The 24071-nt window shown below is 38.6% G+C and carries 23 protein-coding genes and 1 riboswitch; of the genes, 1 reads left to right on the forward strand and 22 read right to left on the reverse strand.

Annotation, left to right across the window (positions count from 1 at the left end):
- Positions 1 to 2: 2 nt before the first annotated feature.
- The 9 genes from A5849_RS09880 to A5849_RS09920 all read right to left on the reverse strand — a co-directional run bounded on the left by A5849_RS09880 (position 3) and on the right by A5849_RS09920 (position 9767).
- Positions 3 to 1262: a tetratricopeptide repeat protein gene (locus tag A5849_RS09880; protein ID WP_002290180.1), complete on the reverse strand. Its 1260-nt coding sequence runs from the start codon at positions 1260 to 1262 to the stop codon at positions 3 to 5.
- A gap of 1 nt (position 1263) precedes the next feature.
- On the reverse strand, positions 1264 to 2310 hold the full coding sequence (locus tag A5849_RS09885) for a hypothetical protein (protein WP_002309590.1): 1047 nt from the start codon (positions 2308 to 2310) through the stop codon (positions 1264 to 1266).
- A gap of 232 nt (positions 2311 to 2542) precedes the next feature.
- Positions 2543 to 2818: an HU family DNA-binding protein gene (locus A5849_RS09890; RefSeq protein ID WP_002290178.1), complete on the reverse strand. Its 276-nt coding sequence runs from the start codon at positions 2816 to 2818 to the stop codon at positions 2543 to 2545.
- Positions 2819 to 3059: 241 nt separating this feature from the next.
- Complete coding sequence (gene der / locus A5849_RS09895) at positions 3060 to 4370, reverse strand: ribosome biogenesis GTPase Der (RefSeq protein WP_002309592.1); 1311 nt, start codon at positions 4368 to 4370, stop codon at positions 3060 to 3062.
- A gap of 181 nt (positions 4371 to 4551) precedes the next feature.
- Positions 4552 to 5781 carry a 30S ribosomal protein S1 gene (rpsA, locus tag A5849_RS09900; protein ID WP_002345050.1) on the reverse strand — a complete coding sequence of 410 codons (1230 nt, stop codon included), beginning with the start codon at positions 5779 to 5781 and terminating at the stop codon, positions 4552 to 4554.
- Between the two features lie 134 nt (positions 5782 to 5915).
- Entirely contained in the window at positions 5916 to 6596 is a 681-nt protein-coding gene (gene cmk / locus A5849_RS09905; protein WP_002309595.1) for a (d)CMP kinase, read from the reverse strand.
- A gap of 48 nt (positions 6597 to 6644) precedes the next feature.
- The gene (locus A5849_RS09910) at positions 6645 to 7280 is read right to left on the reverse strand and encodes an SAG1386/EF1546 family surface-associated protein (RefSeq protein ID WP_002309596.1); all 636 of its coding nucleotides are present in this window, start codon (positions 7278 to 7280) and stop codon (positions 6645 to 6647) included.
- Between the two features lie 65 nt (positions 7281 to 7345).
- Positions 7346 to 8749 carry an ATP-dependent DNA helicase RecQ gene (locus A5849_RS09915; RefSeq protein WP_002309597.1) on the reverse strand — a complete coding sequence of 468 codons (1404 nt, stop codon included), beginning with the start codon at positions 8747 to 8749 and terminating at the stop codon, positions 7346 to 7348.
- Complete coding sequence (locus A5849_RS09920) at positions 8736 to 9767, reverse strand: helix-turn-helix domain-containing protein (protein ID WP_002309598.1); 1032 nt, start codon at positions 9765 to 9767, stop codon at positions 8736 to 8738. The genes A5849_RS09915 and A5849_RS09920 overlap by 14 nt, the downstream gene beginning before the upstream one ends.
- Positions 9768 to 9797: 30 nt before the next feature.
- Here A5849_RS09920 and A5849_RS09925 point away from each other — a divergent pair, with 30 nt between their 5' ends.
- Positions 9798 to 10019: a ferredoxin gene (locus A5849_RS09925; RefSeq protein WP_002309599.1), complete on the forward strand. Its 222-nt coding sequence runs from the start codon at positions 9798 to 9800 to the stop codon at positions 10017 to 10019.
- 161 nt (positions 10020 to 10180) lie between these two features.
- Here the strand turns inward: A5849_RS09925 and A5849_RS09930 are convergent, their stop codons facing one another.
- From A5849_RS09930 to rpoD, 13 genes are all read right to left on the reverse strand, one after another.
- Positions 10181 to 10918, reverse strand: coding sequence for an alpha/beta hydrolase (locus tag A5849_RS09930; protein WP_002345049.1), 738 nt, complete (start codon positions 10916 to 10918; stop codon positions 10181 to 10183).
- A 153-nt stretch (positions 10919 to 11071) separates the two neighbouring features.
- Entirely contained in the window at positions 11072 to 12412 is a 1341-nt protein-coding gene (locus tag A5849_RS09935; protein WP_002309602.1) for a M20 family metallopeptidase, read from the reverse strand.
- Positions 12413 to 12648: 236 nt separating this feature from the next.
- Positions 12649 to 14172 carry a YfcC family protein gene (locus tag A5849_RS09940; protein ID WP_002290168.1) on the reverse strand — a complete coding sequence of 508 codons (1524 nt, stop codon included), beginning with the start codon at positions 14170 to 14172 and terminating at the stop codon, positions 12649 to 12651.
- Positions 14173 to 14549: 377 nt separating this feature from the next.
- Positions 14550 to 15161: an ECF transporter S component gene (locus A5849_RS09945; protein WP_002309605.1), complete on the reverse strand. Its 612-nt coding sequence runs from the start codon at positions 15159 to 15161 to the stop codon at positions 14550 to 14552.
- Positions 15162 to 15284: 123 nt separating this feature from the next.
- Positions 15285 to 15409: riboswitch (FMN riboswitch) on the reverse strand.
- Between the two features lie 81 nt (positions 15410 to 15490).
- On the reverse strand, positions 15491 to 16207 hold the full coding sequence (locus tag A5849_RS09950) for a pseudouridine synthase (protein WP_002309606.1): 717 nt from the start codon (positions 16205 to 16207) through the stop codon (positions 15491 to 15493).
- Positions 16208 to 16783: an SMC-Scp complex subunit ScpB gene (scpB, locus tag A5849_RS09955; RefSeq protein ID WP_002309607.1), complete on the reverse strand. Its 576-nt coding sequence runs from the start codon at positions 16781 to 16783 to the stop codon at positions 16208 to 16210. It lies immediately after the preceding gene.
- Entirely contained in the window at positions 16767 to 17537 is a 771-nt protein-coding gene (locus tag A5849_RS09960; protein WP_277885141.1) for a segregation/condensation protein A, read from the reverse strand. Before A5849_RS09960 ends, scpB begins: the two co-directional genes overlap by 17 nt.
- Positions 17534 to 17905 (reverse strand): GNAT family N-acetyltransferase, encoded by a 372-nt coding sequence (locus tag A5849_RS09965; protein ID WP_002290158.1) that lies wholly within the window; start codon positions 17903 to 17905, stop codon positions 17534 to 17536. Before A5849_RS09965 ends, A5849_RS09960 begins: the two co-directional genes overlap by 4 nt.
- A gap of 18 nt (positions 17906 to 17923) precedes the next feature.
- Positions 17924 to 18811 carry a site-specific tyrosine recombinase XerD gene (xerD, locus tag A5849_RS09970; RefSeq protein ID WP_002309610.1) on the reverse strand — a complete coding sequence of 296 codons (888 nt, stop codon included), beginning with the start codon at positions 18809 to 18811 and terminating at the stop codon, positions 17924 to 17926.
- Between the two features lie 95 nt (positions 18812 to 18906).
- Positions 18907 to 19380, reverse strand: coding sequence for a Fur family transcriptional regulator (locus A5849_RS09975; RefSeq protein WP_002290152.1), 474 nt, complete (start codon positions 19378 to 19380; stop codon positions 18907 to 18909).
- A gap of 104 nt (positions 19381 to 19484) precedes the next feature.
- The gene (locus tag A5849_RS09980; protein WP_002290150.1) at positions 19485 to 20348 is read right to left on the reverse strand and encodes a virulence factor B family protein; all 864 of its coding nucleotides are present in this window, start codon (positions 20346 to 20348) and stop codon (positions 19485 to 19487) included.
- A 281-nt stretch (positions 20349 to 20629) separates the two neighbouring features.
- Positions 20630 to 22723: a cell division site-positioning protein MapZ family protein gene (locus tag A5849_RS09985; protein ID WP_256924057.1), complete on the reverse strand. Its 2094-nt coding sequence runs from the start codon at positions 22721 to 22723 to the stop codon at positions 20630 to 20632.
- A 219-nt stretch (positions 22724 to 22942) separates the two neighbouring features.
- Positions 22943 to 24052 (reverse strand): RNA polymerase sigma factor RpoD, encoded by a 1110-nt coding sequence (rpoD, locus tag A5849_RS09990; protein WP_002290142.1) that lies wholly within the window; start codon positions 24050 to 24052, stop codon positions 22943 to 22945.
- Positions 24053 to 24071 lie beyond the last annotated feature (19 nt).

The following is a 24071-nucleotide window of genomic DNA, read 5'->3' on the forward strand; positions in this document are numbered from 1 at the left end:
TCTCACCTCTCTGTTAGATCATCTAATAATGACAGTGCCTCCATATCTCCTGGTTCAAGTTTTAAATAATGAGTCAATAATTCTTGCGCTCTTTTTAGCTGTCCTTCTTCTCTTAAGAAAAAGGCATATTCTTTCAAGAAATCTGGTTCATGAGATAGTTCATGATAAGCTTGTTCATAGTGTACAGCTGCAACGGTGAAGTCTTCTAATTCATTATAAGCATGCGCTAGATTCCATTCCGCATACGGATTAGCAGTTTCTTCCATCTGATTGATCACTTGTATCACATCTTCATATCTTTCATCATCCAAGTAAAGATTGCTTAAAGTAAGTAATGTTTCATCTTGTTTATCTCCTACTTCTAAAGCTTTCAGCAAGAGTTCCTCTGCTCGCTGTTTGTCGTGCAGACGAAAAGCATTTTCAGAGGCTAGATGATAAAGTTCAACTTGGTAAGGATTTTCTTTGATTCCTTCTTCTAACACTGTTTGCGCTTCTTCAACCATTTCTTCTTCTTGAAGAGCTTGTCCTAGATATAGATATAATGATTGATAATGTGGATTAACTTCTCGAAGCTCTTCCAGATAGTTAATTGCTTGCTGATTTTCTTTTAATTGGAGATTCGTAAAAGCTAGCTGAAACAGTCGATCATCTGTCTTTTCTTCTTTCAATGCTTCTTCTAAAGGTGCGATAGCTGCTTCAAATTCACCTTGCATGCTTAAGGATTGCCCTAAACGTTCTTGCATCGAGATTCCTGACATCTCGTTTATTCCACTTGCCAACAATGTTTCATAAATTACTGCTGCCTCTTTGAAACGATCGACTGAAAAATACAATTCAGCTAGTGCAAACTGGATCAATGGTTCATCCGGTAGCAACCCTGCCGCTTCTTTCAATTTTGCTTCACTTACTTCAGGAATCCCGATGACTTGGTACAAATCAGCTATCGCCAATAAGCTTTGCGGATAGTAATCACTTTCCTTATCCACTTTTTCCAAGTATTCAAAAGCTAGGTCAATCTCATTGTCTTCGATTGCAATTTCTGCTAGCGGGATGTTTAGTCCGTCATTTTCTGGATATTGGTTGATCAATTGTTCAAAAATCTGTTTTGCCTCAATCAAAAAGCCAATAGCTAGCAATTCTTCCCCTAGTTCAGCTAATATATCTGCTGGATCTTCCTTTAATGCTTTTTCTAAAAAGAGTTGTGCTTGTGCCAGATCTTCATCTGATAAAGCTTGCAACATTTTTTCGCTATTTGTATTCATTTCAATTCCCTCTTATCTCGCTGACGATTTGTTGAAATACCGTCATTGTTCTCAACAATTCTTTTTCGTTTGGTCGTTGGTATCCGTCTATTATACCTATTTTTTCTAAAACAAGTATTTTTTTGCTTTTTTCTGCCAAGAAAAGGACTTTTTCCAAATACTCCATCTTTGAAATCTGTTCCAACCATTGGATAGGATAGCCAAGCAAGTCTAGCCATACAAAAAAATTTTTTAGTTGGAAATCAAACGGATAGGCTTGGAGATTCCACACGAAATGAAACATCATCCCTAAGAATTTTTTCATACTAGCAGAAAGCAAGTGCCCATTTTCAGTCAGATAAAAAGCTTGTTCAAATAGTTTACCATAATTCGACAGATTTTCTGCCTCTAATTGATAAAAATAAATCATTTCTTCGATCATCCCGGCAAATGGCCGGGTCGTTAATTGTTTTTTATTTGGATAGTTTTTATACAAATTTTGTAAAAAACGGTGATCACAAATCATTCCGCAACAGATAAAAGTCAAAAAGTCAATCTGTTTTCCGTCCACTTGCCGCTCGCTGATCGTTTGATCATAAACGATGCGTTCTGGCATGTTGATGGTTTGTAGCACGACACGATTCGGTAGCTGCAAAATCGTTCGCTGTGGAGTTAATGCTCGGCTCAGCGAACGGATCGAGACAGGAATCAGCCAAAGTGATGAATCAAGGATTGTATGTTTTTGAAAAAAACCTGCCAGATCCATGATCCCTTCATTTCCAAATCCGATAACAAACATGGATTGATTTTCGGGATAGCGTTTGGTGAAATCAAGCAAGTTCTTCAATTCTGTTAAATGATTGCATTGAGTATTGGCACAAATGTACCAGTCATTATTTGCCTGATTTGCAAATAATGGGTTGATCTTATCTGCAAACAAATCATAATAACGCTGATTTGTTAAAAACAAGATGGGTTGATCGATCGAAAGTGCTCTTAGTTGACTGACAAGCGTTTCTCCGTAGAACACTTTTGTCAATGCTTCTTCTACTTGATAATCAAGTTCCATGCGCATCCCTCCTCTTCTTATTTTTATTTTACCATTAGTAAGCAAAATCTAGAAAAGATAAGGGCAAAGTCCACCTCTTAACTTGGAAATAAATAAAAATTAAATAAAATACATGTGTTTTTTATGTATGACATACGGATTCGAAATTTTTGTCTCTTAATTGACTTTTTCTGCTAGGAAATAAAAAGAAAAGCACTTGTAGCCTTAGAGCCACAAGCGCTTTTTTACTGTCTTATTTAACAGCGTCTTTTAATGCTTTACCTGGTTTGAATGCAGGTACTTTGCTAGCTGGAATTTCGATTTCTTCACCAGTTTGTGGGTTGCGACCTTTGCGAGCTGCGCGTTCGCGAACTTCAAAGTTACCAAAACCGATTAATTGAACTTTTTCGCCGTTAGCTAAAGCATCTTGAATAGTTGAAAATACAGCATCTACTGCTGCAGTTGCATCTTTTTTAGTTAAATCAGTAGCTGAAGCAACTTTTTCGATTAATTCTGCTTTGTTTGCCATGGATAGATTCACCTCCTCCACAAGAGATATGATAGAAATATCATTTAGTTAAAACTTTCTGAGTGGTCCAGAAGTTTAAAAAGAAATATTGATTAACTTCAATATTCTGTTATCACGATATCATATGAACCGCTTAATAGCAAGGTTTTTACCAATTTTCATATGCTTTTTTTAGTCATAGAAACGTAACAAACAAAACTATCTTTTTCTTTTGAAAAAAAACGTTGATATGGTAAAATGCCTATTTTCTTCTACGAGGGATGATTCGAATGGATGTCCCTTCAAAAGTAAATGCTTTTCTGATTTGATTTTCTAAGAAACGCTCATAAGAAAAGTGCATCAATTCCTCTTCATTGACAAAAACAACAAATGTAGGCGGTTTGACAGCGACTTGTGTAGCATAAAAGATCTTCAGCCGTTTTCCTTTATCTGTCGGTGTTGGATTGATGGCTACAGCATCCATAATGATATCATTCAAAACAGCAGAAGAGATACGAAGATTCTGGTTCATACTTACTTGTTCGATCATTTCAGGAAGACGTTCCAACCGTTGTTTAGTCACTGCAGAAACAAAGACGATCGGTGCGTAATCTAAATATCGGAATTCATCACGGATCTCTTGTTCGAAATCACGCATCGTATTGGTTTCTTTCTTCACAAGATCCCATTTATTCACAACGATAATGACACCACGACCAGCTTCATGAGCGTAACCCGCTACTCGCTTGTCTTGTTCTCGAATCCCTTCTTCCGCGTTCAGTACCATCAAAACGATGTCAGAACGGTCGATCGCACGCATCGCACGCATCACGCTATATTTCTCAGTATTTTCATATACTTTTCCGCGTTTACGCATGCCGGCTGTATCGATCATCAAGAATTTCTGTCCACTTTCAGAAACAAAGTGAGTATCGATTGCATCCCTTGTCGTTCCTTCAATATCCGAAACAATCACCCGTTCTTCTCCTAAAATCGCGTTGATCAAAGAAGATTTACCAACATTTGGGCGACCAATCAAACTAAACTTGATCGTGTCGTCATCCTCTTCTTCAGTCTCTTCAGTGAAATACTTCACTGCTTCATCTAAAATATCGCCAATTCCTAGTCCGTGGCTTCCTGAAACAGGATAAGGATCGCCTAGTCCTAAAGAATAAAATTCATAGATATCATTTCTCATTTCCGGATTATCTACTTTATTGACTGCTAAAATCACTGGTTTATTACTTCTGTATAAAATTTTCGCAACCATCTCATCTGCGTCTGTCACGCCTTCGCGTCCGCTGACGACACAGATGATCACATCTGCTTCTTCAATCGCGATTTCTGCTTGATGTTTGATCTGATCCATAAAAGGTTCATCGCCAAGATCAATTCCGCCTGTGTCGATCACGCTAAATTCTCGACCTAACCATTCGCCTTTTGCATAAATACGATCACGAGTTACTCCAGGAGTATCTTCGACAATCGAGATACGCTCACCAGCGATGCGGTTAAAAATCGTAGACTTACCGACGTTCGGGCGGCCAACGATTGCAATTGTTGGATTTGCCATATTATTTCCTCCTCACAAGTTTCCAATCTCACTTAGTTTAACGAATGCAATGCCAACTTTCAAGCATAGATTGTCAATTAAACGAAGTATTTTTATTCCTTAATGAAATACTAACCGCTTTTCAAAAGAAAAACTGAGACAAAAGCAGCTGCTTTCATCTCAGTCACAGATACAAAATCAATTATTTTTCAGAATCATCGGTTGCTTTTTCTTCTACTTCTTCTTTCAACGCATTCCCTAAAATGTCTCCCATAGTGAATCCAGTATTTTCTTCTGGTAATTCATAAGACTCCACATTTTTTGGTTCTTCTTCTGAAGCTGGTTTTTCTTCTAAAGCTTTGATACTCAATGCAATACGATGTTCTTCTGGATGGATCTCCAATACTTTCACTTTCACTTCGTCGCCTTCATGAAGTACTTCGTGAGGTGTGGCGATATGTTTATGTGAGATTTGAGAGATGTGGACTAGCCCTTCTACTCCAGGGAATACTTCAACAAAGGCACCGAAACTTGTCAGACGTTTAACAGTTCCGTCCAATACTGCTCCAACTGGGGCTTTTGTATCGATTTCTGACCAAGGTCCAGGCTGTGTATCTTTGATTGACAAGGAAACACGTTCTTGTTCAGGGTTGATAGACAACACTTTAACGTTTACTTCGTCATTAACAGCTAACACATCACTTGGTTTTGCTACATGACTATGAGAAATCTCTGAGACATGGACTAGACCGTCAATTCCGCCTAGGTCGACAAATGCCCCGAAATCAGTAAGACGTGCGACACGTCCGCTAAGAACATCGCCCTCATGAATCGTTGAAAGGATTTCTTTTTTCTTTTCTTCTCTTTCATTTTCAACTACCGCTTTGTGCGATAAGATCAAACGATTTTCTGATGGTTCGATTTCAATGATTTTAAAACTCAATGTTTTGCCTTTATAATCTGAAAAGTCCGCAACAAAATGATCTTCCACCATTGATGCAGGGACAAAACCACGCACACCGACGTCAACGACTAAACCGCCTTTGACAACATTTGTAACAGGTGCTTCAATTACCTTACCGTCTTGGAAATCTCTTTCGATGTCTTCCCAAACTTTTTTAGCATCTAAACGGCGTTTTGAAAGAAGATAGCTGCCGTTTTCTTTATCTTTGCCGATCGTACTGATAACAACTAAGTCTAATACATCGCCGACTTTCACTACTTCGTTGATATCTTCTACTGGTAAAGTTGATAATTCTTTTGCCGGAACGACGCCTTCAACTCCGGCCCCTTCGATTCCGATAATTACTTGTTTGTCTTCGATAACCAAAACTTCGCCCTTAACAACATCGCCAACTTTTACTTCTTGGACGCTTTTCATTGCGTCTTCCATTGACTGGTTGTTCTCTTGATTTTGATCAAATTCTGTCATAACACTTGTCCTCCTAACCAACATTCTGCCGTAAGTACGGTACTGTTTTTAGTTTAATTGATTATTCAAAAAAAATAAAGCGATTTCGTTCGTTTTCCTTGAAAAAACAATTGTTTTTCAGTTTTTTTCTTCATTTAAAAAAGAAGATATCCCTTTTCCAAAACGACGGCTTTTATCGCTGCAACGACTTCTGGAATGGATTTGCCGGTAGTATCAATACGAACAGCGTCCTCTGCTTGCTGCAGCGGAGAAACTTCCCTTGTTGAATCATAATGGTCTCTTGCCTGTATCTCTTTTGTTAATGTTTCAAGATCAGTTGGGATCCCCTTTTCTTGGTTCTCTTTGAATCGTCTTTCTGCACGCTCACTTACGCTTGCTACTAAAAAGATTTTTACTTCTGCATTCGGCAATACAGCTGTCCCAATGTCTCTTCCGTCCATCACAACGCCACCGCGTTCGCCTATTTTCCGTTGGATAGCAACTAGTTCTTCTCTTACTTTCCCATGAGCAGAGACTTCTGAAACAGCTTTTGTGACATCTGGCTGACGGATTTCTAGTGTGACGTCTTTTGATGCTGTGAATACATGCTGCCCATCTTCTTGTTGTGAAAAAGAGATAGGATACTTTTTGATCAGTGAAACTAGTCCTTCCTCATCTGAAAAAGATACATTATTCGTAATAGCTAGATAAGTTACTGCGCGATACATGGCACCGGTATCCGTATAAATATAATTTAATTCTTTTGCTAAGATTTTGGCAACGGTGCTTTTTCCAGATGAAGCAGGTCCGTCGATTGCAATACTGATTTGTGTCATGATATAACTCCTTTTTCTCAAAAAAAAAGCCGCAAAGCGCGACTATTATTATTTAATTCTTAGTTCTTGACCAGGGTAAAGCATAAAGTTGTTTGGATCTAAGCCATTCAATTCAAACAATTGGTCAATGGTGATTCCTGCACGCTCAGCCACTTGTTTTGGACCTTCGCCTGCTTGAACAGTCGTTGTCGTACCGGCTACAGCTGAGGAAGAAGGTGTTGTTTCTGCTGCATTGCTGCTTGAATCCCCTGCTTGATAAGTTGTGTCACTTGAGGAAGAAGGTGTTGTCTCTGCTGCAATACTGCTTTCTGACGTTACCCCTGTATCTTGAGAAACAGTAGATTCTTCCGCCATTGTACTAGATTCTACTGTTGAAGTCTCAGTTGACTCCTCTTTTGTTGTACTTGTGGAACTTTCTACTACTGATGTCGAAGTTTCAGAAGAAGATGCTGCTGTTGCATTGTTGCTTGATCCGTTTCTGATCCAGAAATAAGCACCTGCTGGAATAGCGATACATAAGACTAGTAAAATCAAAAATAGCGAAAGAAATAATGTATTTCCTTTCTTTTGTTGTCTCTGAGAACTTCTTGATGAAACCTCATCATCTGTATCATAGATTGGTTGTTCCCATGGTTCTTGTGTTTCGTTATTTTCTGTAGATTGATGTCTATCTTTTCTGCTCACTGTTTTACCTCCTAAACTCTATCGTGTGTATTATACCATAGGAAAAAGTGTCTTGTCCTAAAAAATCAATGTTCCATGTTTTTTTTAAATAAATTTAGTAAAATCGATTCCCAATGAAGCGGTTCAGTCTTAGAAAAAGCCTTTTTCTTTGGTAGAAGTTCTACTTTTGCGCCATCAATATCACAACAATTCTGCGGCTTTTCGGAAAGTTCTTCACCAAAATAGGCCAAGATGAATTTTCTGCGGCAGTCTTCTTCATGGATATAACGAAGCATCTGCTGTAGGCGGAATTCTTTTTCTTTTTCCTGGCGTTTGAGCCGTTCCACCCAATTTTCTGGTTTTTCAGACTGTTGGATCAACTCCATCCATTTTTTTTGCAGCTCATCAAATGGCGCTTGCTCTGCTGCATATTCCAAATAAAGCTCAAAACTTTGTCGCTGTTCTCTAGAAAGTTGATTAAAGAAATAATGAATACGTTCATCTCCACTTTGATATAAAAGGATTGCTGCACTTTCTTCTTGATCTCTGCCTGCTCGACCAATTTCTTGTACATAGTTTTCCAGACTGTCTGGCAAATCGTAATGGATCACATAACGAATATCAGATTTATCGATCCCCATACCAAATGCGTTCGTAGCAATGAGAAACTGCAGCTGATTTTTTACAAACTGTTGCTGAAGCTGTCTTCTTTGAGCTGTGTCAAGGCCACCGTGATAATATCCAACTGAAAAGCGCTCCCTGAATAAATGATACAAGCGTTCGACTTCTTTTTTTGTTGCACAATAAATAATTGCCGCACCTTGTGCTCTTTCCATGAATTGTTCAAGTTCTTGTTCTTTTTGCTGCGTCTTTCGAACAAAAAGCGAGATGTTTTGTCGATTGACTGATTGTCTAACCTCTTTTGGCTGTCGATCAAATAGCACCTGACGTATATCTTTCGCTACCAAATCTGTCGCTGTCGCCGTTAGAGCCAATGTGACTGGGTTTCCCAAATGCTCGCGGATTTTTCCTAACTGTTGATATTCTGGCCGAAAATCAACCCCCCATTGTGATACACAATGGGCCTCATCCACTACATATAGCGCTATATCCTGTTTTTTCAGCTGCTCTAATAGAGAAGGGTTAGTCAACATTTCCGGACTCAAAAATAAAAATTTATATTGCGACAGATGACGGAGAACATATCCTCTTTCAGCTCGCGAAAGCAAGCTATTGAAAGCAGCTACTCGTTTTTCCCCTCGTTTTTGCAGTTGTGTTACTTGATCTTCCATGAGAGAAAGTAGCGGTGACACGATGAGGACCATCCCATCCATTAAATACCCTGTTAATTGATAGCATAGGCTTTTCCCCGTTCCTGTAGGCAAAATAGCGAGAGTATCTTCTCCATCAAGCAACGCCTGAATAATTTCTTCTTGGCCGGGTCGAAATGAATCGAATCCAAAATATTTTTTTAATTCATTTATTAACATTCTGTATCGCTTCCTTTCTCAATAGATAGATTTGATACAAACGAAATTCTCCATAATCTAATTGTCCATCTACATTCCATTCGCTGAAGCGCCACTCGCGCACGGAATCCTTATTTGGTTCCAACCGTTCGACCGTTTCTTGAGAGAGAATCCGCTCGTATGGAAAATCATCAAAAAACAAGGCCCACTCAATAAGATGATCTGTTACCGTCCCTTTTTTTAAATGACGGATTGCCATAATCTGGTCAATTGTCTGACCATTCATAAACATCTGCTTGGTGATCATCATGCTTTGATTGAAATTTTGCTGTAATAACGGATCAATCAACACATACCATAGCGAATCTGGCCGTTCTTCTATTTGTGCGAGCAAAAGATGGATACATCTGCTTTGTTGTAAATAAACAGCTGACTCATCATTGGTTTTTGCTAGCTGATATGGCAGAAGGCCTGTTCGATCATTTCCAGAGAATTGGTTAGCTAAAAAATCGGCTGCTCCTTCTGGTATCTCCGAAAACAGCTGCGCTAAACTTTCATACGCGCTATCAATCAAAATTCCACGTGACAATCTGCTTCCACTAAGCCATTTTTTCAGTTGAAAAGTATAAAAAGGACTTGTCTCTGCTGGAAGATAATTTTGGTTCCCAGATGCCAGATTAGAAATCACTTGAACAGCAAATTTGATGAGCCGCCAACTAGTTTCCCCAGTTCGTCCATATCGGTCAAAACGCAAACCAGTATATTCTGTGTGAAGTTCAGACAACCTATCTGCTCCTGCAGACGTTAGTTTTGCTTCATTTTCATTTATTTCGATCCAGCCTTGCTGTGCAAGTTTTTGCATAATCTGAGAAAACTTGTCCTGTTTCAATTCTGGAAAACTGTTATGAGCAAATAAAAGTTCGTGAGTAAATCCGAAAATAAGTACTGAAGTCGTTCGTTTTCCCACAAGGAGCTGGTAAAGAGAGCTGACTCGCAGCTTGTTTCTTGATGAAAATAGCGATAAAATAAAAACAATCATATTATTCTCCTTAAGTTAGGATGGTTAGAAATGTCACTACTATGTAAACTTGTACCTGAACGCTGTATTGCATGCGGTCTTTGCCAAATCGAAGCGCCGGATATTTTCGATTATGATGAAGAAGGAATCGTTTTATTTGCCCAAGAACCAGAGGCTCATCAACAGTTCGTCATGCCGGAAGAAGAAGCGTATGTAAGAAAAGCGTATCAAAAATGTCCAGTTCGGGCGATTTTATTAGAAAACAAAATTTAAGTCAAACTAAGCTTTAAAAATGAACACTAGATTTTCTAAACTTGAAAATAAGCCGGGATCTGTTTCTCCCATTCCGTGAAATCCCGACTTATTTTGAAAGTTATATTTATTATCTATTTATTTGACTTGTTTTTTCATAGACCCTATAGGACCCATTTCGGTTATTTCAACTTTTTCAGCCAGTTTTCCAATGTATTGACAATCACAGTTTGCTGATCTGCGTTAGAAATTTCTGCTTCTCCATCTCCTTTTTGCTCACCATAGCTACCAAAGCCTCCGTGGTTCCCGCCGTTGATTGATACATACTCTGTTCTTTCTGGTAAGTACTGCTTGGCTTCTTCATAAGCTTTCTGATTCAATACTTTATCTTTAGTTGCTGTAATGGATAAAACTGGGACAGCTGATTCTTTCAATGTTCCTTTTTTATCGGGATAGCTTGCCATGAAGAATACCCCTTTTAAATGACTGTCTGAATGATTCTTATTCGCATATCGACTTGCCATGACACCGCCTAAAGAGTGACCACCGATCACATAATCGGAATCCGGAAAATCTTCTTTGATCTTATCCGCTTTGTTTCCACCTATCACTGCTAGATCAAGAGGCATTTTGACAATAGCAACTGAGTAGCCGTTTTTTGCTAAATCTTGCGCCCAAATACTATAACTTTCTGGGTCTACGAGAGCACCAGGATAAAAAATAAGTAATGGAGACTTTGCCTGGTTCTTTTTCTCTCCTTCAAAAAACAAATAATCTTCTTTGTTTCTTCCTTCTTTTACCACCTTTTGTGCTTCTAACGATGGTTCGTACGTATTTTGCTGTATATAGTAATAACCGCCTCCGCCAAGTAATCCTAAAATAATGACTAAGCCAATTAGTATTCGTCTAAATATTTTCAATTTCTCCCACCTTTTCTATCTGAGTTTATACCTTCTTCTCAATCAAGTATGATTATACCTTAAAAAAAATAAGAGAAAAATGCAAACTTTCCAGCACCAAATAAAAAAGACGGAATATCCATTTGAATATCCGCCTTTTTATATGATTATTTTTTATTTAGCGCACAAACGATACACTGCTTCTGCATAAATTTCCATTGCTTTATACATACTGCTTAATTCCCATCGTTCATTTGCCTGATGCATGAAGTCAGGAGTATCAGGGAACATCGCACCGAATGCCACACACTGGTTCATCGTACGAGCAAAGGTAGCGCCACCTGATACAAATGGTTCAGTCATGTCTCCAGTAATCTCGCGATATGTCCCCAATAGGTTTTTCACTAACTCACTATCCAATGGCACGTATAATGAATCTAGGAAGTCAAACTCTTCATAAGACAACTCATATTTTTCTGCTGTTTTCGTTAATTTAGCTACTAAATCCTCTTTTTTGAATGTCACAGGAATTCTCATATCTACACCGATTTTTGTTTGTTCTGGTGTGATTTCCAAACTTGCAAAGTTCATCGTTAGCTCACCAGATTGTTCATCTTCTGTCTTGCCCACGACTGCTTCACCAGTTGCATTTTCTTGAACTAATTTTCCTAAGAAATTGATTGGGCCAAAATCGAATACTTCTGAAAGAGCGATTGCCAGACGAGAAATAGCATTCACTCCTTGTGCGGCATCTTTCGCGTGGATACTTTTACCAAGAACGACGATTCCTTCGCCTTGTTCTTCGAAATCGAATCCGTGTTTTTTCAATGCTTCTTTTACTTCAGAAATCTTTTCACCAGAATAAGGAGCTGCATCAGGAACAACATTCAGCGCCCCTCCAGCTTTTACAGAAAAATCGTTCGTTCCAGGGCCTGTCAAGTAAGCTTGTAATAAGCCTTTTTCCGCATAAATTAAAGGGAATTCAGCGTCTGGCGCAAATCCTTGCGTAATGCCTTCTTCTTTTTCGTTATATTTTTCTAAACAACGCCACAAATTTTCTTCATCAGTACCAAAGATAAAACGAATACGTGTTTTGAATTCCACGCCAGCGTCCATCAAAGCTTTTACAGCATACATTGCCGCAATGGAAGGACCTTTGTCATCTTGGGAGCCACGACCAACTAACCAGCCATCTTTTACGGTTGGATCGAATGGTTTCGTTTCCCAATTGTTTTCGTCGCCTGCCGGAACAACATCCATATGACACAAGATACCGAATAATTCATCTCCTGAGCCAATCTCTGAATAACCGTAATAGCCTTCTGGATCTTTAAATGTTCTAAATCCTAGCTTTTCACTGATTTCCAATACTTTGTCTAAAGCTTCAATCACTTTTTTACCGAAGGGGTGTCCTTTCCCTGAATCTGCTTCATCTAGTACGGAAGGGATACGGATCAATTCGCTCAATGATTCTAATGCTTGTTCATGATGTTGTTCTGTCACAAATTGTTTCATGATTTTAACCTCCTAATATGTTAAAAAGGGTTATGTCAAATGCCTCCGACACAACCTCTTCTTCTCTAATAATGACGTTTTAAGCCTGCTCCATCAGCAAGCAGAATGTTCTTAACAAATGATGAAAGAAAAAACACTCACTGAATGGAGCAATCGACTTATCCACGTGCTTATCGATAGCCGTATATCGGTTTCTTCACTCTTATGATAGACCTTGTACCTGTATTTGTCTAGGTTTAGAACATTGCTGCTACACCTAGGATCACACAGATGGCTACAAATAATATCGCAATTAATTTACCAGTAAATTTCCACCATACTGAAACATCGAAACGAGCAATCGCTACAGCACCCATTACGATAGCTGATGTTGGTGTAATCAAGTTTACTAAGCCAGACGCAGATTGATAAGCAGTGATAACTAAATCCTTCCCTACACCGGCAAATTCACCCATAGGTCCCATGATTCCCATTGTTGCAGCAGCTAAGCCAGAAGTTGAAGGAATCAAGAATGACATAGGAATATAGAAAATAAATGTAATGATGATGAATACACTTGAAGATAATGAACTTAATCCTTGTTCGCCCCAGTGTAAGATAGTGTCTGTAATCAACCCGTTGTTCATAACTACTTGGATACCACGAGCAACAGCTACTACGATAGCTACACCAATCAAGTCAGAAGCACCAGCTAAAAATTCAGAGACGAATTCAGATTCTTTCATACCATACGTGATTGCTACGACGATTGACATGACTAAGAACAACATAGTAATTTCTGGGAAGTACCAGTCACCTAGTGGAAGCATGCTTTTACCTAAAACAGTACCTAGTACTGGAAGATTTGTTAACCAGTTTGTCAACGATTCAAAAATTGTGAAATTCGCATTCAAGGTTGTCCAAGGAATCAAACTGATGATCATGATACCAAAAGTAATGAAGAACAATACATTTACATGTTTTTGTTTTTTCGTGATTACTTCTTGGCGACCGATTGCTTCGATATCGAAATGTTTCATATCTTCTTTACGTTGATTGTATACTAATGATTTTGTTGGATCTTTTTCGATTTTTGATGCATAGCGATACACATATACAATAGAAATAGCTAACAAAATAACGAACATCAAGAATCGAAGACCAATACCTTCACCCATCGAAATCCCAACAGCTTGTGAAGCTACGCCTGTTGCGAAAGGATTGACCGTTGAAGCTAAACAACCTACTTGAGACCCTACTAATACGATGGCTACCGCTACCACTGTATCAAAGCCTACTGCCATCATAACTGGGATCAGTAAAGCATAGAACGGAATCGTTTCTTCTGCCATTCCATAAGTAGATCCGCCTAATGCAAATAACAGCATCAATACTGGAATAAGCATTTTTTCTTTTCCTTTGAATTTCTTCACAACTGAAGCGATTCCGGCATCTAGTGCACCTGTTTTGTTGATAATACCTAAAAATCCACCAACAACTAAAATGAAGAAAGAGATTGGGATTGCAGCAGGTGTTTCTTTAGTTAGCTCCCCCGCTGGTACACCTAGCATCCCATTGATTGGCGCCATGAAAATATCCCACAGCCCTTGAGGATTTTGTTGTACTCGTTCATATGATCCAGCGACAATGTTGCCTGCATCGTCTACACTATAGTGCCCAGCTGGTATAAACCAAGTAAGTACAGCGATTACTGCAATAATAATGAATAAGACCGTATACGCTGAAGGCATTTGAAATTTTTTCTTCTTTGTTTGTTCCATCTTCTTCTTCCTTTCTTTTCCGTTAGAGACATCATTTTTGACTCTAATGTTATTTTATCAAAAAGAGTACCAGAACAAAAATAATAACACGCATTTTATAAAACTTTTGTTCAAAAAGTTCGTTTTTTCCTATTTCCTCCCCCTTCTCTTAGGTTTTTAAAGCTTTCTTCATTTTTATTGTAGCGTTTCCTTTTTTATATAAACAAACATTTCTGTCTTTTAAAAGGAGAAGGATTTCACATTTCAAAAGAACCAATTGATTTTTATGCATAAATAAAAAAAATACTCAAAACAGACAAATAAAACGTTTACAATATTGCATGTATTGTATTTTTTTCCAAAAAAAAAGATCAAGAATTTCTTGATCTTTTTGACATTTATTTAACTGCTGTATGACGTTGTTCCAACTGATGTTGTTTTCGACTTAACCATGGAAGAAGTTGCGCATGTAGCACTAAAAAGACAGCACTCACGATGAATCCTTTGATTAAGTTGAAAGGAACAATCCCAATCAATACATAATTTGCTAAAGACATCCCCAACATCTGTGTCGCGTTCAGTCCTAAAAACATTAAGTAAAGAGGCGTAATAACGAAATAATTCGCGATACTCATGAAAATAGTCAGAGCAATCGTTCCTGTAATCACACCTAAAAATTTATTTCTTCCTTTATGCTGTTTCTTTACACTAAAGAAGTAATAAATCGGAAAGGTAAAGATCGTTGTTGATAAGAAACTAGCTGTGTCTCCCACTAGGTTATCTGGAGAAAAACCTGTAGTCAGCAGATGTAATACTGAACGCAAGAACGCTGTTGCTACTCCGGCCGCTGGACCGAATAAGAACATACTGATCAATACCGGGATATCACTAAAATCAATCTTCAAAAAACTAAAAGCCGGCATGATCGGAAAAGCAAAATACTGTAAAACTAATGCGATCGCAGCAAACATCGCTACTGCAACCATTTTCTGTACACGGGTGTTCTTCATTTGAAATCCTCCTGTTAGGACTCCTCTTCAGCGAACTTTTTGACGTTTCTCTCCAAATGAAAAAACTCTATTTTCCAGGGAAAATAGAGTTAGAGTTATTTGATCAAGTGTGCGTCAAATAAGCCCTATCTTCTTTATCCAGACTGTACTGTCGGTATCGGAATTTCACCGATTCAGCTATTTTTTGCAAAATAGGTCGTGGACTATAACCACCGGTCGGGAATTTCACCCTGCCCCTGAAGACGAACCTTATATAAATTTTGTTTACATATTCATTATACATATCTCTTCAAAAAACGCAACATTTAACACTTATAAAAAGTAAGTGTTTATTTTGAATGGTTCAATAAGCTGCTGACTTCTTTTTTGTTCAATTCACGATAATCCCCAGGGCGTAGACCTTGTAATGTCAAATCACCGTATTTTTCACGTTTTAACTTTTGCACAGGGAGCCCAACTGCTTGAAGCATATTTTTCACTTGATGATTCCGTCCTTCGTGGATCGTCAATTCCACGATACTGTGATTTGTCTTAGGATCCACTGATAAAATTTGGAACTTAGCTGGAGACGTTTTTCGTCCTTCGATCTTTATTCCTTTTGCCAAAGGTGCAAGCATTGATTTTGTCGCAATCCCTTTTACTTTTGCGACATAAACTTTATCCACTTCATGTTTTGGATGTGTCAGGCGCTGGGCAAAATCTCCATCATTTGTCAGCAGTAAGATACCCGAAGTATCGTAATCCAGTCGACCTACGGGGTAAATTCGTTCTTTTACCATCGGCAGAAGGTCCGTAACGACTTTTCTTCCTTTGTCATCTGCTACAGCAGAAATGACTCCTTTAGGTTTGTATAATAAATAATAACCGTATTCTTCTTGATAAATTGGCACTTCATCCACTTCCACAGTGTCATGTTTTCCAACTTTTATCCCTAATTCTCTTATAACTTGTCCGTTTACTTTTACACGTCCTGCAAGGATAAATTCTTCTGCTTTTCGACGAGAAGTAATGCCAGCGTGGGCAATTACTTTTTGTAATCTCTCCATTTACAATTGTTCTCCTTTATTCATTCCATCAAAGAATAGATCTGGTGACACATCTTCTTCAAGTGAAATTTCCATTTCTTGTGTATCAGGCAGTTCCTCTAATGATTTCAGCCCAAAATAATCCAAGAAGTAACCAGTTGTTCCATATAATATCGGTCGACCTGGTCCTTCTACTCTGCCTTTTTCTTCAATCAGTTTATGAGCAGCCAGACGCTGTACCGCTCCTGAAACCTGAACGCCTCGAATCTGCTCGATCTCAGCTCGTGTGATTGGTTGTTTATAGGCAATGATTGCTAAAGTCTCGACAGCGGCTTGAGATAACGTGTTCGATGTTCCTTGCGCATATCGCTTGAGCAATGGCGCTAGCTCTTTTTTAGTCGTTAATACATAATGGCTTTCCGTTTCAAAAATATGCAAAGCTGAGTGCGGGTTTTGAGCGTAAGAGTCTCTTAATTCTTTCACTAAATTTGCGACTTCTGCTTCACTGAGATTCAACAGTCCGCTTAATTCTTCATTACTGATTCCTTCCTCACCAACAATAAAAAGAAGGGCTTCAAGTTCACTTAATTTCGTCATGTTCGGTATCTCCTACTGCTGGATAAAGCATAATTGATTCATAGTTTTCTTTTTGTTGCGCAATAATCTGTCCTTTTTTCATCAACTCTAGCAAAGCCATAAAAGTAGTGACAACTTCACTTTTGGAAGGCGACTCAAAAAAAGAGTCGAAGGTACAGCCATGCGTATTTCTTTTTATACGCTCTTCGATAAAGATCATTCGTTCTTCGATCGTTGTATCATCCGGCGTGATCGTTTTTTCCACTTTTTGAGAAAATTTCTTACGTTCCAAAATTTTCTGCATGGCACGGATCAGATCGATTTTTTTGACTTGTCCTCGCTTCAACGGCTTTTCAACATCCGCCAATCCATCGATGTTCATAGGGTCTTTTGTGTAATAAAGACTTCGTTCCTCTGCTTTTTCTGTTAATTTTTCAGCCGCATACTTATACTTACGGTATTCTAAAAGCTGAGTGACCAATTCTTCTCGAGGATCTTCTTCCCATAGTTCTTCATCATCTGTAACAAACTCTTGGATAGGGAGCAACGTCTTACTTTTGATTGCCATCAATGTAGCAGCCATCACTAGGTATTCTCCTGCAACAGCTAGCTCTAGTGTTTTCATTGTATGGATATAATTCATATATTGCTCTGTGATCGTAGCAATTGGTATATCATATATATCGATTTCCATTTGCTGAATCAGATGAAGCAGCAGATCGAGAGGTCCCTCGAATACATCTAATTTAATATTGATCTCCGTCAACTCATTCACTCTTTCTTCTTTTTCTTTGCTAGCCACTTTCCAATATAAGGCTCTGTGATTTCAGTTGCACGGATGGAGACATCCGGATACTTTTCTTGTAATTCATCTAACATTTGGAAGCCCATATTCTCACCACGATAAGATGGATTCAAAGAAATGTCATGGATGATCAGCTGATCGTTCGTTGCCCAATAAACACCAATGATTCCTTGAATGTTGGTCGAACCTTCTGGCGTAAAGAAAAAAAGTTCATAATCATCTTCAGATTCGTACGTATCTATCTCCTTCAACAAAGAAGACTTACCTGTCAGCTTCTTATGGAAACTCAACAGTCCCATAGCAATTTTACGGTTTTCTTTTCGGTAATGTGTTAACATCTTCTCACCTTCCTATGACTAAGCCCTTGGAAAATGCTGCTTATAAACATCTGTCATCCTTTTTTTCGTGATATGTGTATAAATCTGTGTCGTAGAGATATCCGCGTGACCTAACAATTCTTGTACTGTCCGCAAATCTGCTCCGTTTTCTAGCAAGTGGGTGGCAAAGCTGTGCCGCAGCGTATGCGGCGTTACTTCTTTGTAAATCCCAGCCTCTCTTACTAGCTGTTTCAGATTTTTCCAGATTCCTTGCCGGGAAAGACCTTTTCCATGATTATTGACAAATACATGCATTTCAGATGCGTCCTTTACAAGTAACGGACGTGCTTCGTCTAAGTAGCGTTCCAGCCATTGGATCGCATAATCACCTAAAGGAATAATCCGCTCTTTATCTCCTTTACCGACTGTCTGTACCAGCCCAAGAGAAAGATGAAGATCTCCCAATTTCAATCCAATCAATTCACTGACGCGCATCCCAGTAGCATACATGACTTCTAAGATTGCACGATCTCTTATCCCTAACGTTTTTGTCGTATCAGGTGCTTCAATCAGCTTTTCTACTTCTGCCAGCGTCAATGTACTTGGTAATTTCTGCGCTTTCTTTGGCGTATCGATATGCTGCATTGGATCATGATCCGTAACACGCTCTTGTCGTAAAAACTGATGGAATCTTCTGAGGCTTGAGATCATCCGCGTAACGGTTGCTGTCGCTTTTTTTTCTTCATGCAGTTTTTCCAGAAAACGGATGACTAAAAAACGATCGACATCTTGCCATGAAGCAACTTTCTGCTCTTCTAGAAAATGCAAGTATTGTTCCAAATCACGTTCATAGCTTTGACGTGTATTGGCGGATAATCCCCGTTCAATATTCAAGTAGTGGAGATAATCGTTGATTTGCTCTTTCATAATAATCCCCCTCATGCCCCTCTATCATATCAGATACCGCTTCATTCTGATAGTCTTTTTCCATAATCTGAGCAAAGAAAAAGCCGTCTAGACACTCAGACGGACTGGTTTCTTTTTTCTTTTTCATAACATTCCTGACAGATTCCATGGAACGTCAGCCGATGATCTTTTACTAAAAAATGATAACGTTCTTCTACTACTTGCTCCACTTCAAGTAAAAGATCCTCTTCTACTTCCTCGATCGTGCCGCAGTTCAAGCATAGTAAATGATGATGGAAATGTTTGGCGCCTTCTTTTCTCAAATCATAACGGGCTAATCCATCATTAAAACTTACTTTATCGACAATTTTTAATTCTGTCAAGATTTCAAGGGTTCTATAAACAGTAGCAAGTCCAATTTCTGGACTCTTTTTTTTCACTAAAAAGAAGATCTCTTCTGCAGACAAATGCTCTTTCTCATTCTCCAAAAGCACAAGCAGGGTAGCTTCTCTTTGCGGTGTCAGCTTGAACCCCGATTCATGTAGCTGCTGTTTTGTTTTTTTCATCGCCGAAATAGCATTCATGACCATTTACTCAACCCCAACAATTTATAATAATTACAATTTAGAAAAACAATAGCACTGTGTTAATTAAAATTATTATAAGCTAGTTAAGAAAAACATGCAAGGGATTCTCAATTAGATTTTTTGACTAATTTTGTCACACCATTTTCTTGTTTAATCAGTCCTTGTTTCAAAAGATTGCCTAATGCTCGCTTAAAAGCACCTTTGCTGATGCCGAAAGCTTTCATGATGTCTTCTGGATCTGATTTATCTGTAAAGTTGATTTGCTGATCTGCAGAACGTTCTAAAATGGTTAAAATCATTTGTGCATCATCTGATATTGCTTCATACGCTCTTGGTTTCAATGAAAGATTCAGTACACCATCTGGTCGGACACCGATCACACGCCCTTTTACCTGCTCGCCTAGTCGAGGTTCGTTATATCGTTCAGAAGGATGGATAAACCCAAGATAGAAATCTTCAGTCAAAACATACGTACCTGTTAATTTCAAACGGTAGGCTGTTCCTATCACATCTTTGTTTTTCATTTCTTCTGTTCCATACTTGCTTAAAGATTTGAATATTTTTTCGTCTGCTAAGCTACCCCAAACACGGTCCTTTGCGTCAACTCTAAGGGAAATCATCAAACGATCTCCCTTTTTAGGCCACAGCTCTGTCATGGTCGGTAATTCATCAAGAGATACAACAAAGTCTTTATCTGGAAGACCGATATCGACAAATGCCCCTAAATCCTTTCGTGTAGCAGTAACGATTCCAAATGCATAGTGACCGATGCGACTTTTTGGAATTTGTGTAGTGATCCGGTTTTCATGTTTTTGATTTTGGTAGCCGAATCCTTCCACTGCCTCACCGATTTTGTGCTCGCCTTCTGATTTGCTTAAGCCAAAGGTTTGCCCATTTTTTTGGACAAAGTAATTTTTTTCATTTTCATCAATAATAATACCTGTAAATATAGTTGCTAATAAATCGTTCATTTTTTTCTCCCTCTATAGTGAAAGGTTTTCTTAATACATTTCTTTGCTATCATAACATAATGTTATCTACTTGAATAGTTGAGCCTTGCTTTGGAAAGGTGAAAAAAGGAGTATGACGACAGTTGTGTCATACTCCCCTTTTTCGAATAAACGATGTTCACCTGCCAACTCTTCGGTTTCAAGTCACACTATTCATCAAACATGAGAAGCTGTTTTTTGAAATTGTTCCTTGTGACTCAGAGTGAAACGGCAGGCTCACAACCTCTTTCGTTTAGCTAAAACTAATTGCTCCCATTTCCTCCGAACCACCCAGTTTTACAGTTGATCGTTACGATATAAAATGGCAACGCACTTTCTCCAATGCCTTTCATCAATGCAGATTTTGTTGAAGTGGCATATAGATTGTAATAGCCTTCCCCATTTTCGATTCTGGCTTTTTCTAATCTGTATCCTCCTTCAACGATATATCCACGTTGGATACATGTAGCAATCACTTTGCTTTGGACACCTGGTGCCCACGTCCATGCTGGATTAGATGCATCGGCAATATCACTTGCTCTGGCAGATTTGATTGGCTGATTTGCTGAGTTTGAAGAGGACGGGGTCGAGGATGCCGCTTCTTGCTGTGCTGCTTGTGCGACCGCAGCTTGTTGAGCGGCTTGAGCTGCAGCTGCTGCTTGAGCGGCTTGTTTTGCTTGTTCTTCAGCTGCTTTTTTCGCTTCTTCTGCTTTTTTCTTTTCCTCTTCTTCTTTTTTCTCTTTATCAGTGAGCATCTTATCTACTTGTTTCAATTGTTCATTCAACTGAGCAGATAGATCTGTATTTTTCACCTTTTCTACTGCTTCTTTTGCCGTCTTGTATTGGTCGCGTGTCGCTGAACCCACTACTTTTCCGTCTTTAAAGACTATAGCTGTTTTTTCTTTAGCTGTTTGCAATTCAGCATATTGATTTTTAGCTTCTGTTTGTGCTTGTTGAATCAATTTTCCAAAATCTGTGTTATCCGTTTCGATCGTTTGTATCTCTTTATCTGCTTTCAACTTGATGTCATCTGCTAGATGATCATCGACGATCACAGGAGCTACGAACCATTCATTCACTTTCTGGATATCTTGGATCTTAGATTGGATATCTTGATAAGTTGTTTCTAACTCTGAATATCCTTTTTCATTCTTAAGACTTGATAAATCATTTTTTAATTTCGATAGATCTTGATGAATCATATCTGCACGAATAAATTGATGGTGATCATCTGTATAAAAGGCAGCAAGTTTCCCGTGAAGGTCTTCCATTTGTCGCTGTCTTTTTGCTTCTGCTGCTACTTCGGCTTCTACTTTTTGATGATGGTCATAATAAGCCCAGCCTCCCCCACCTAGTAGAAGAACTGCTGCTAAAGCGAGATAAGGCACTTTTTTTGATTTTTTCTTTTGTGTCTTATCTAGATCTTTTTTTTCTAGGTTTGATTCTTGAGGCGTTTTTACAGTATTTGGCACGATTGTTGTTGGTTCTGTTTCTGCTTCAATCAGCTCAGGCTGGTTCTCTTCTTTTTCTATTTTAGCTTCAAGAACAGTGCTATCTTCACTTGCAGATTGACTTTCAGCATCGGATTCATTATTTATACTATCTGACTCTGTTGATTTCTTGTCTGCTTTTTCGAGCATTTCTTTTTTCTCTGCTTCCGGCAACCCATTCGATTTCTCGTCTTCTGATTGTTTTTCAGACAATGTTTCAGTTTTTTCCGGGACATCCGTTTTTAGATCATTCGTTTTTACTGATTCTTTACCTGCAGCGTTTACTCTACTAATGTCTTTTTCAGCTTCATGTTCTGGTTCTACTTTGTTTTCCTGTGCAATTTTTTCACTGATCATTTTGAGCAGCTCTTCCGCGTGCTCTTCCTTTGTATCTTCACGATGTGCTTTGATATAGGCGGATAGTATCGAATTTTCTTCCTCATTCTCGACGATTTCTTTTAGTTCAGCTACTCTTCTTTTTTGTTTTGATTCAAGGGTTTCCTCTTGATTCTTTCCTGATTTTTCCAAAGTCTCATGAACAGTCACTTTCTTCTGTTCCATTTTTTCTTTATTGGCTACTTTATCGTGAGTAGATGATACATCGTCTTCTGGTTCTGTTTTTTCGAATAATTCTATCACAGATTCGAGAGGTAGATCTTTCAATTCCGACCATTCGATTGGATCGTTTAATTCTGTATCAGGAAAGACTGCGTCTTCAGTTGATTTATCCTGCATAGTTTCATCTGCATTTATTTCTTCGATTGTTTCTTTTGTTTGCTGATCTTCTGCAGTTAGTTGATGACCGCAGTCTGGACAGATATTGTTCTCATCCATTTTTTTCGATCCGCAATTTGGACATTTTTTCATCACTTAGCGATCGGCTCCTTTACTAGGTTTACGCTACCATTTAATCTATCATATTCTATACGTCACGCCAATAGCTTATTTTTAGGATTTACTTAAAAATAATGAATAAATTTTTTCCCTATAGAAAAAAAAGCTTGAGACCGCGTAGTCCCAAGCTTTTTTTCTTTTAAAATAAACCAAACCATTTTACTGATTTCTCTTCTGATCAATAGTTCATGCTTATTCTAAGAAGTCTTTTAATTGTTTTGAACGAGAAGGATGGCGTAATTTTCTCAACGCTTTAGCCTCGATCTGACGAATACGTTCCCGAGTAACACCAAATACTTTTCCTACTTCTTCCAGTGTTCTCGTACGTCCATCGTCTAGGCCAAAACGTAAGCGAAGGACATTCTCTTCCCGATCAGTCAATGTATCTAGTACATCTTCCAATTGTTCTTTTAGTAGTTCATATGCTGCGTGTTCTGCTGGACTTGTTGCTTCTTGGTCTTCGATGAAATCACCTAAATGAGAATCATCTTCTTCACCGATTGGCGTTTCAAGAGAAACAGGTTCCTGCGCGATTTTCAAGATTTCGCGGACTTTTTCTGTCGGAAGGTCCATTTCTGCACCGATTTCTTCCGGCGTAGGTTCTCTTCCTAGGTCTTGCAACAATTGACGCTGGATACGAATCAATTTATTGATTGTTTCTACCATGTGAACTGGAATACGGATCGTACGTGCTTGGTCGGCGATTGCACGAGTAATTGCTTGACGAATCCACCATGTAGCATAAGTAGAAAACTTGAACCCTTTGCGATAGTCAAATTTTTCAACTGCCTTCATCAGCCCCATATTTCCTTCTTGGATCAAGTCAAGGAACTGCATGCCTCGCCCTACATAACGTTTAGCGATACTTACTACTAAACGAAGGTTTGCTTCTGCTAAACGCTGTTTTGCTTCTTGGTCGCCTTCTTCGATTTTCAATGCTAACGCTACTTCTTCTTCCGCAGTTAAAAGGGAGACACGGCCAATTTCTTTCAGATACATACGAACCGGGTCATTGATTTTTACACCGGTTGGCGCAGATAGATCTTCTGTTTTTGCCTGTTCAGCTTTTTTCTCAGCACTTTTCAAGCTGTGAATTGATGGATCACCATTTTCATCCACCACACTGATACCTGCGTCTTCAATCTTTTGGATCAATTTGTCCATTTCATCTGCATTCAAAGTGAATGGTGTAGCAAGCTGATTGGATAAATCATCATATACAACTTGTCGTTTGGGTTTGTTTTCTTTGATGAAAGCTGCTACTGCTGCTTCATACTTTTTTTTATCTGTTCCATTTGCCATAAAAGAAGGCCCCCCTTGA

The organism is Enterococcus sp. 10F3_DIV0382, assembly GCF_002140245.1.
GTDB lineage: Bacteria > Bacillota > Bacilli > Lactobacillales > Enterococcaceae > Enterococcus_B > Enterococcus_B lactis.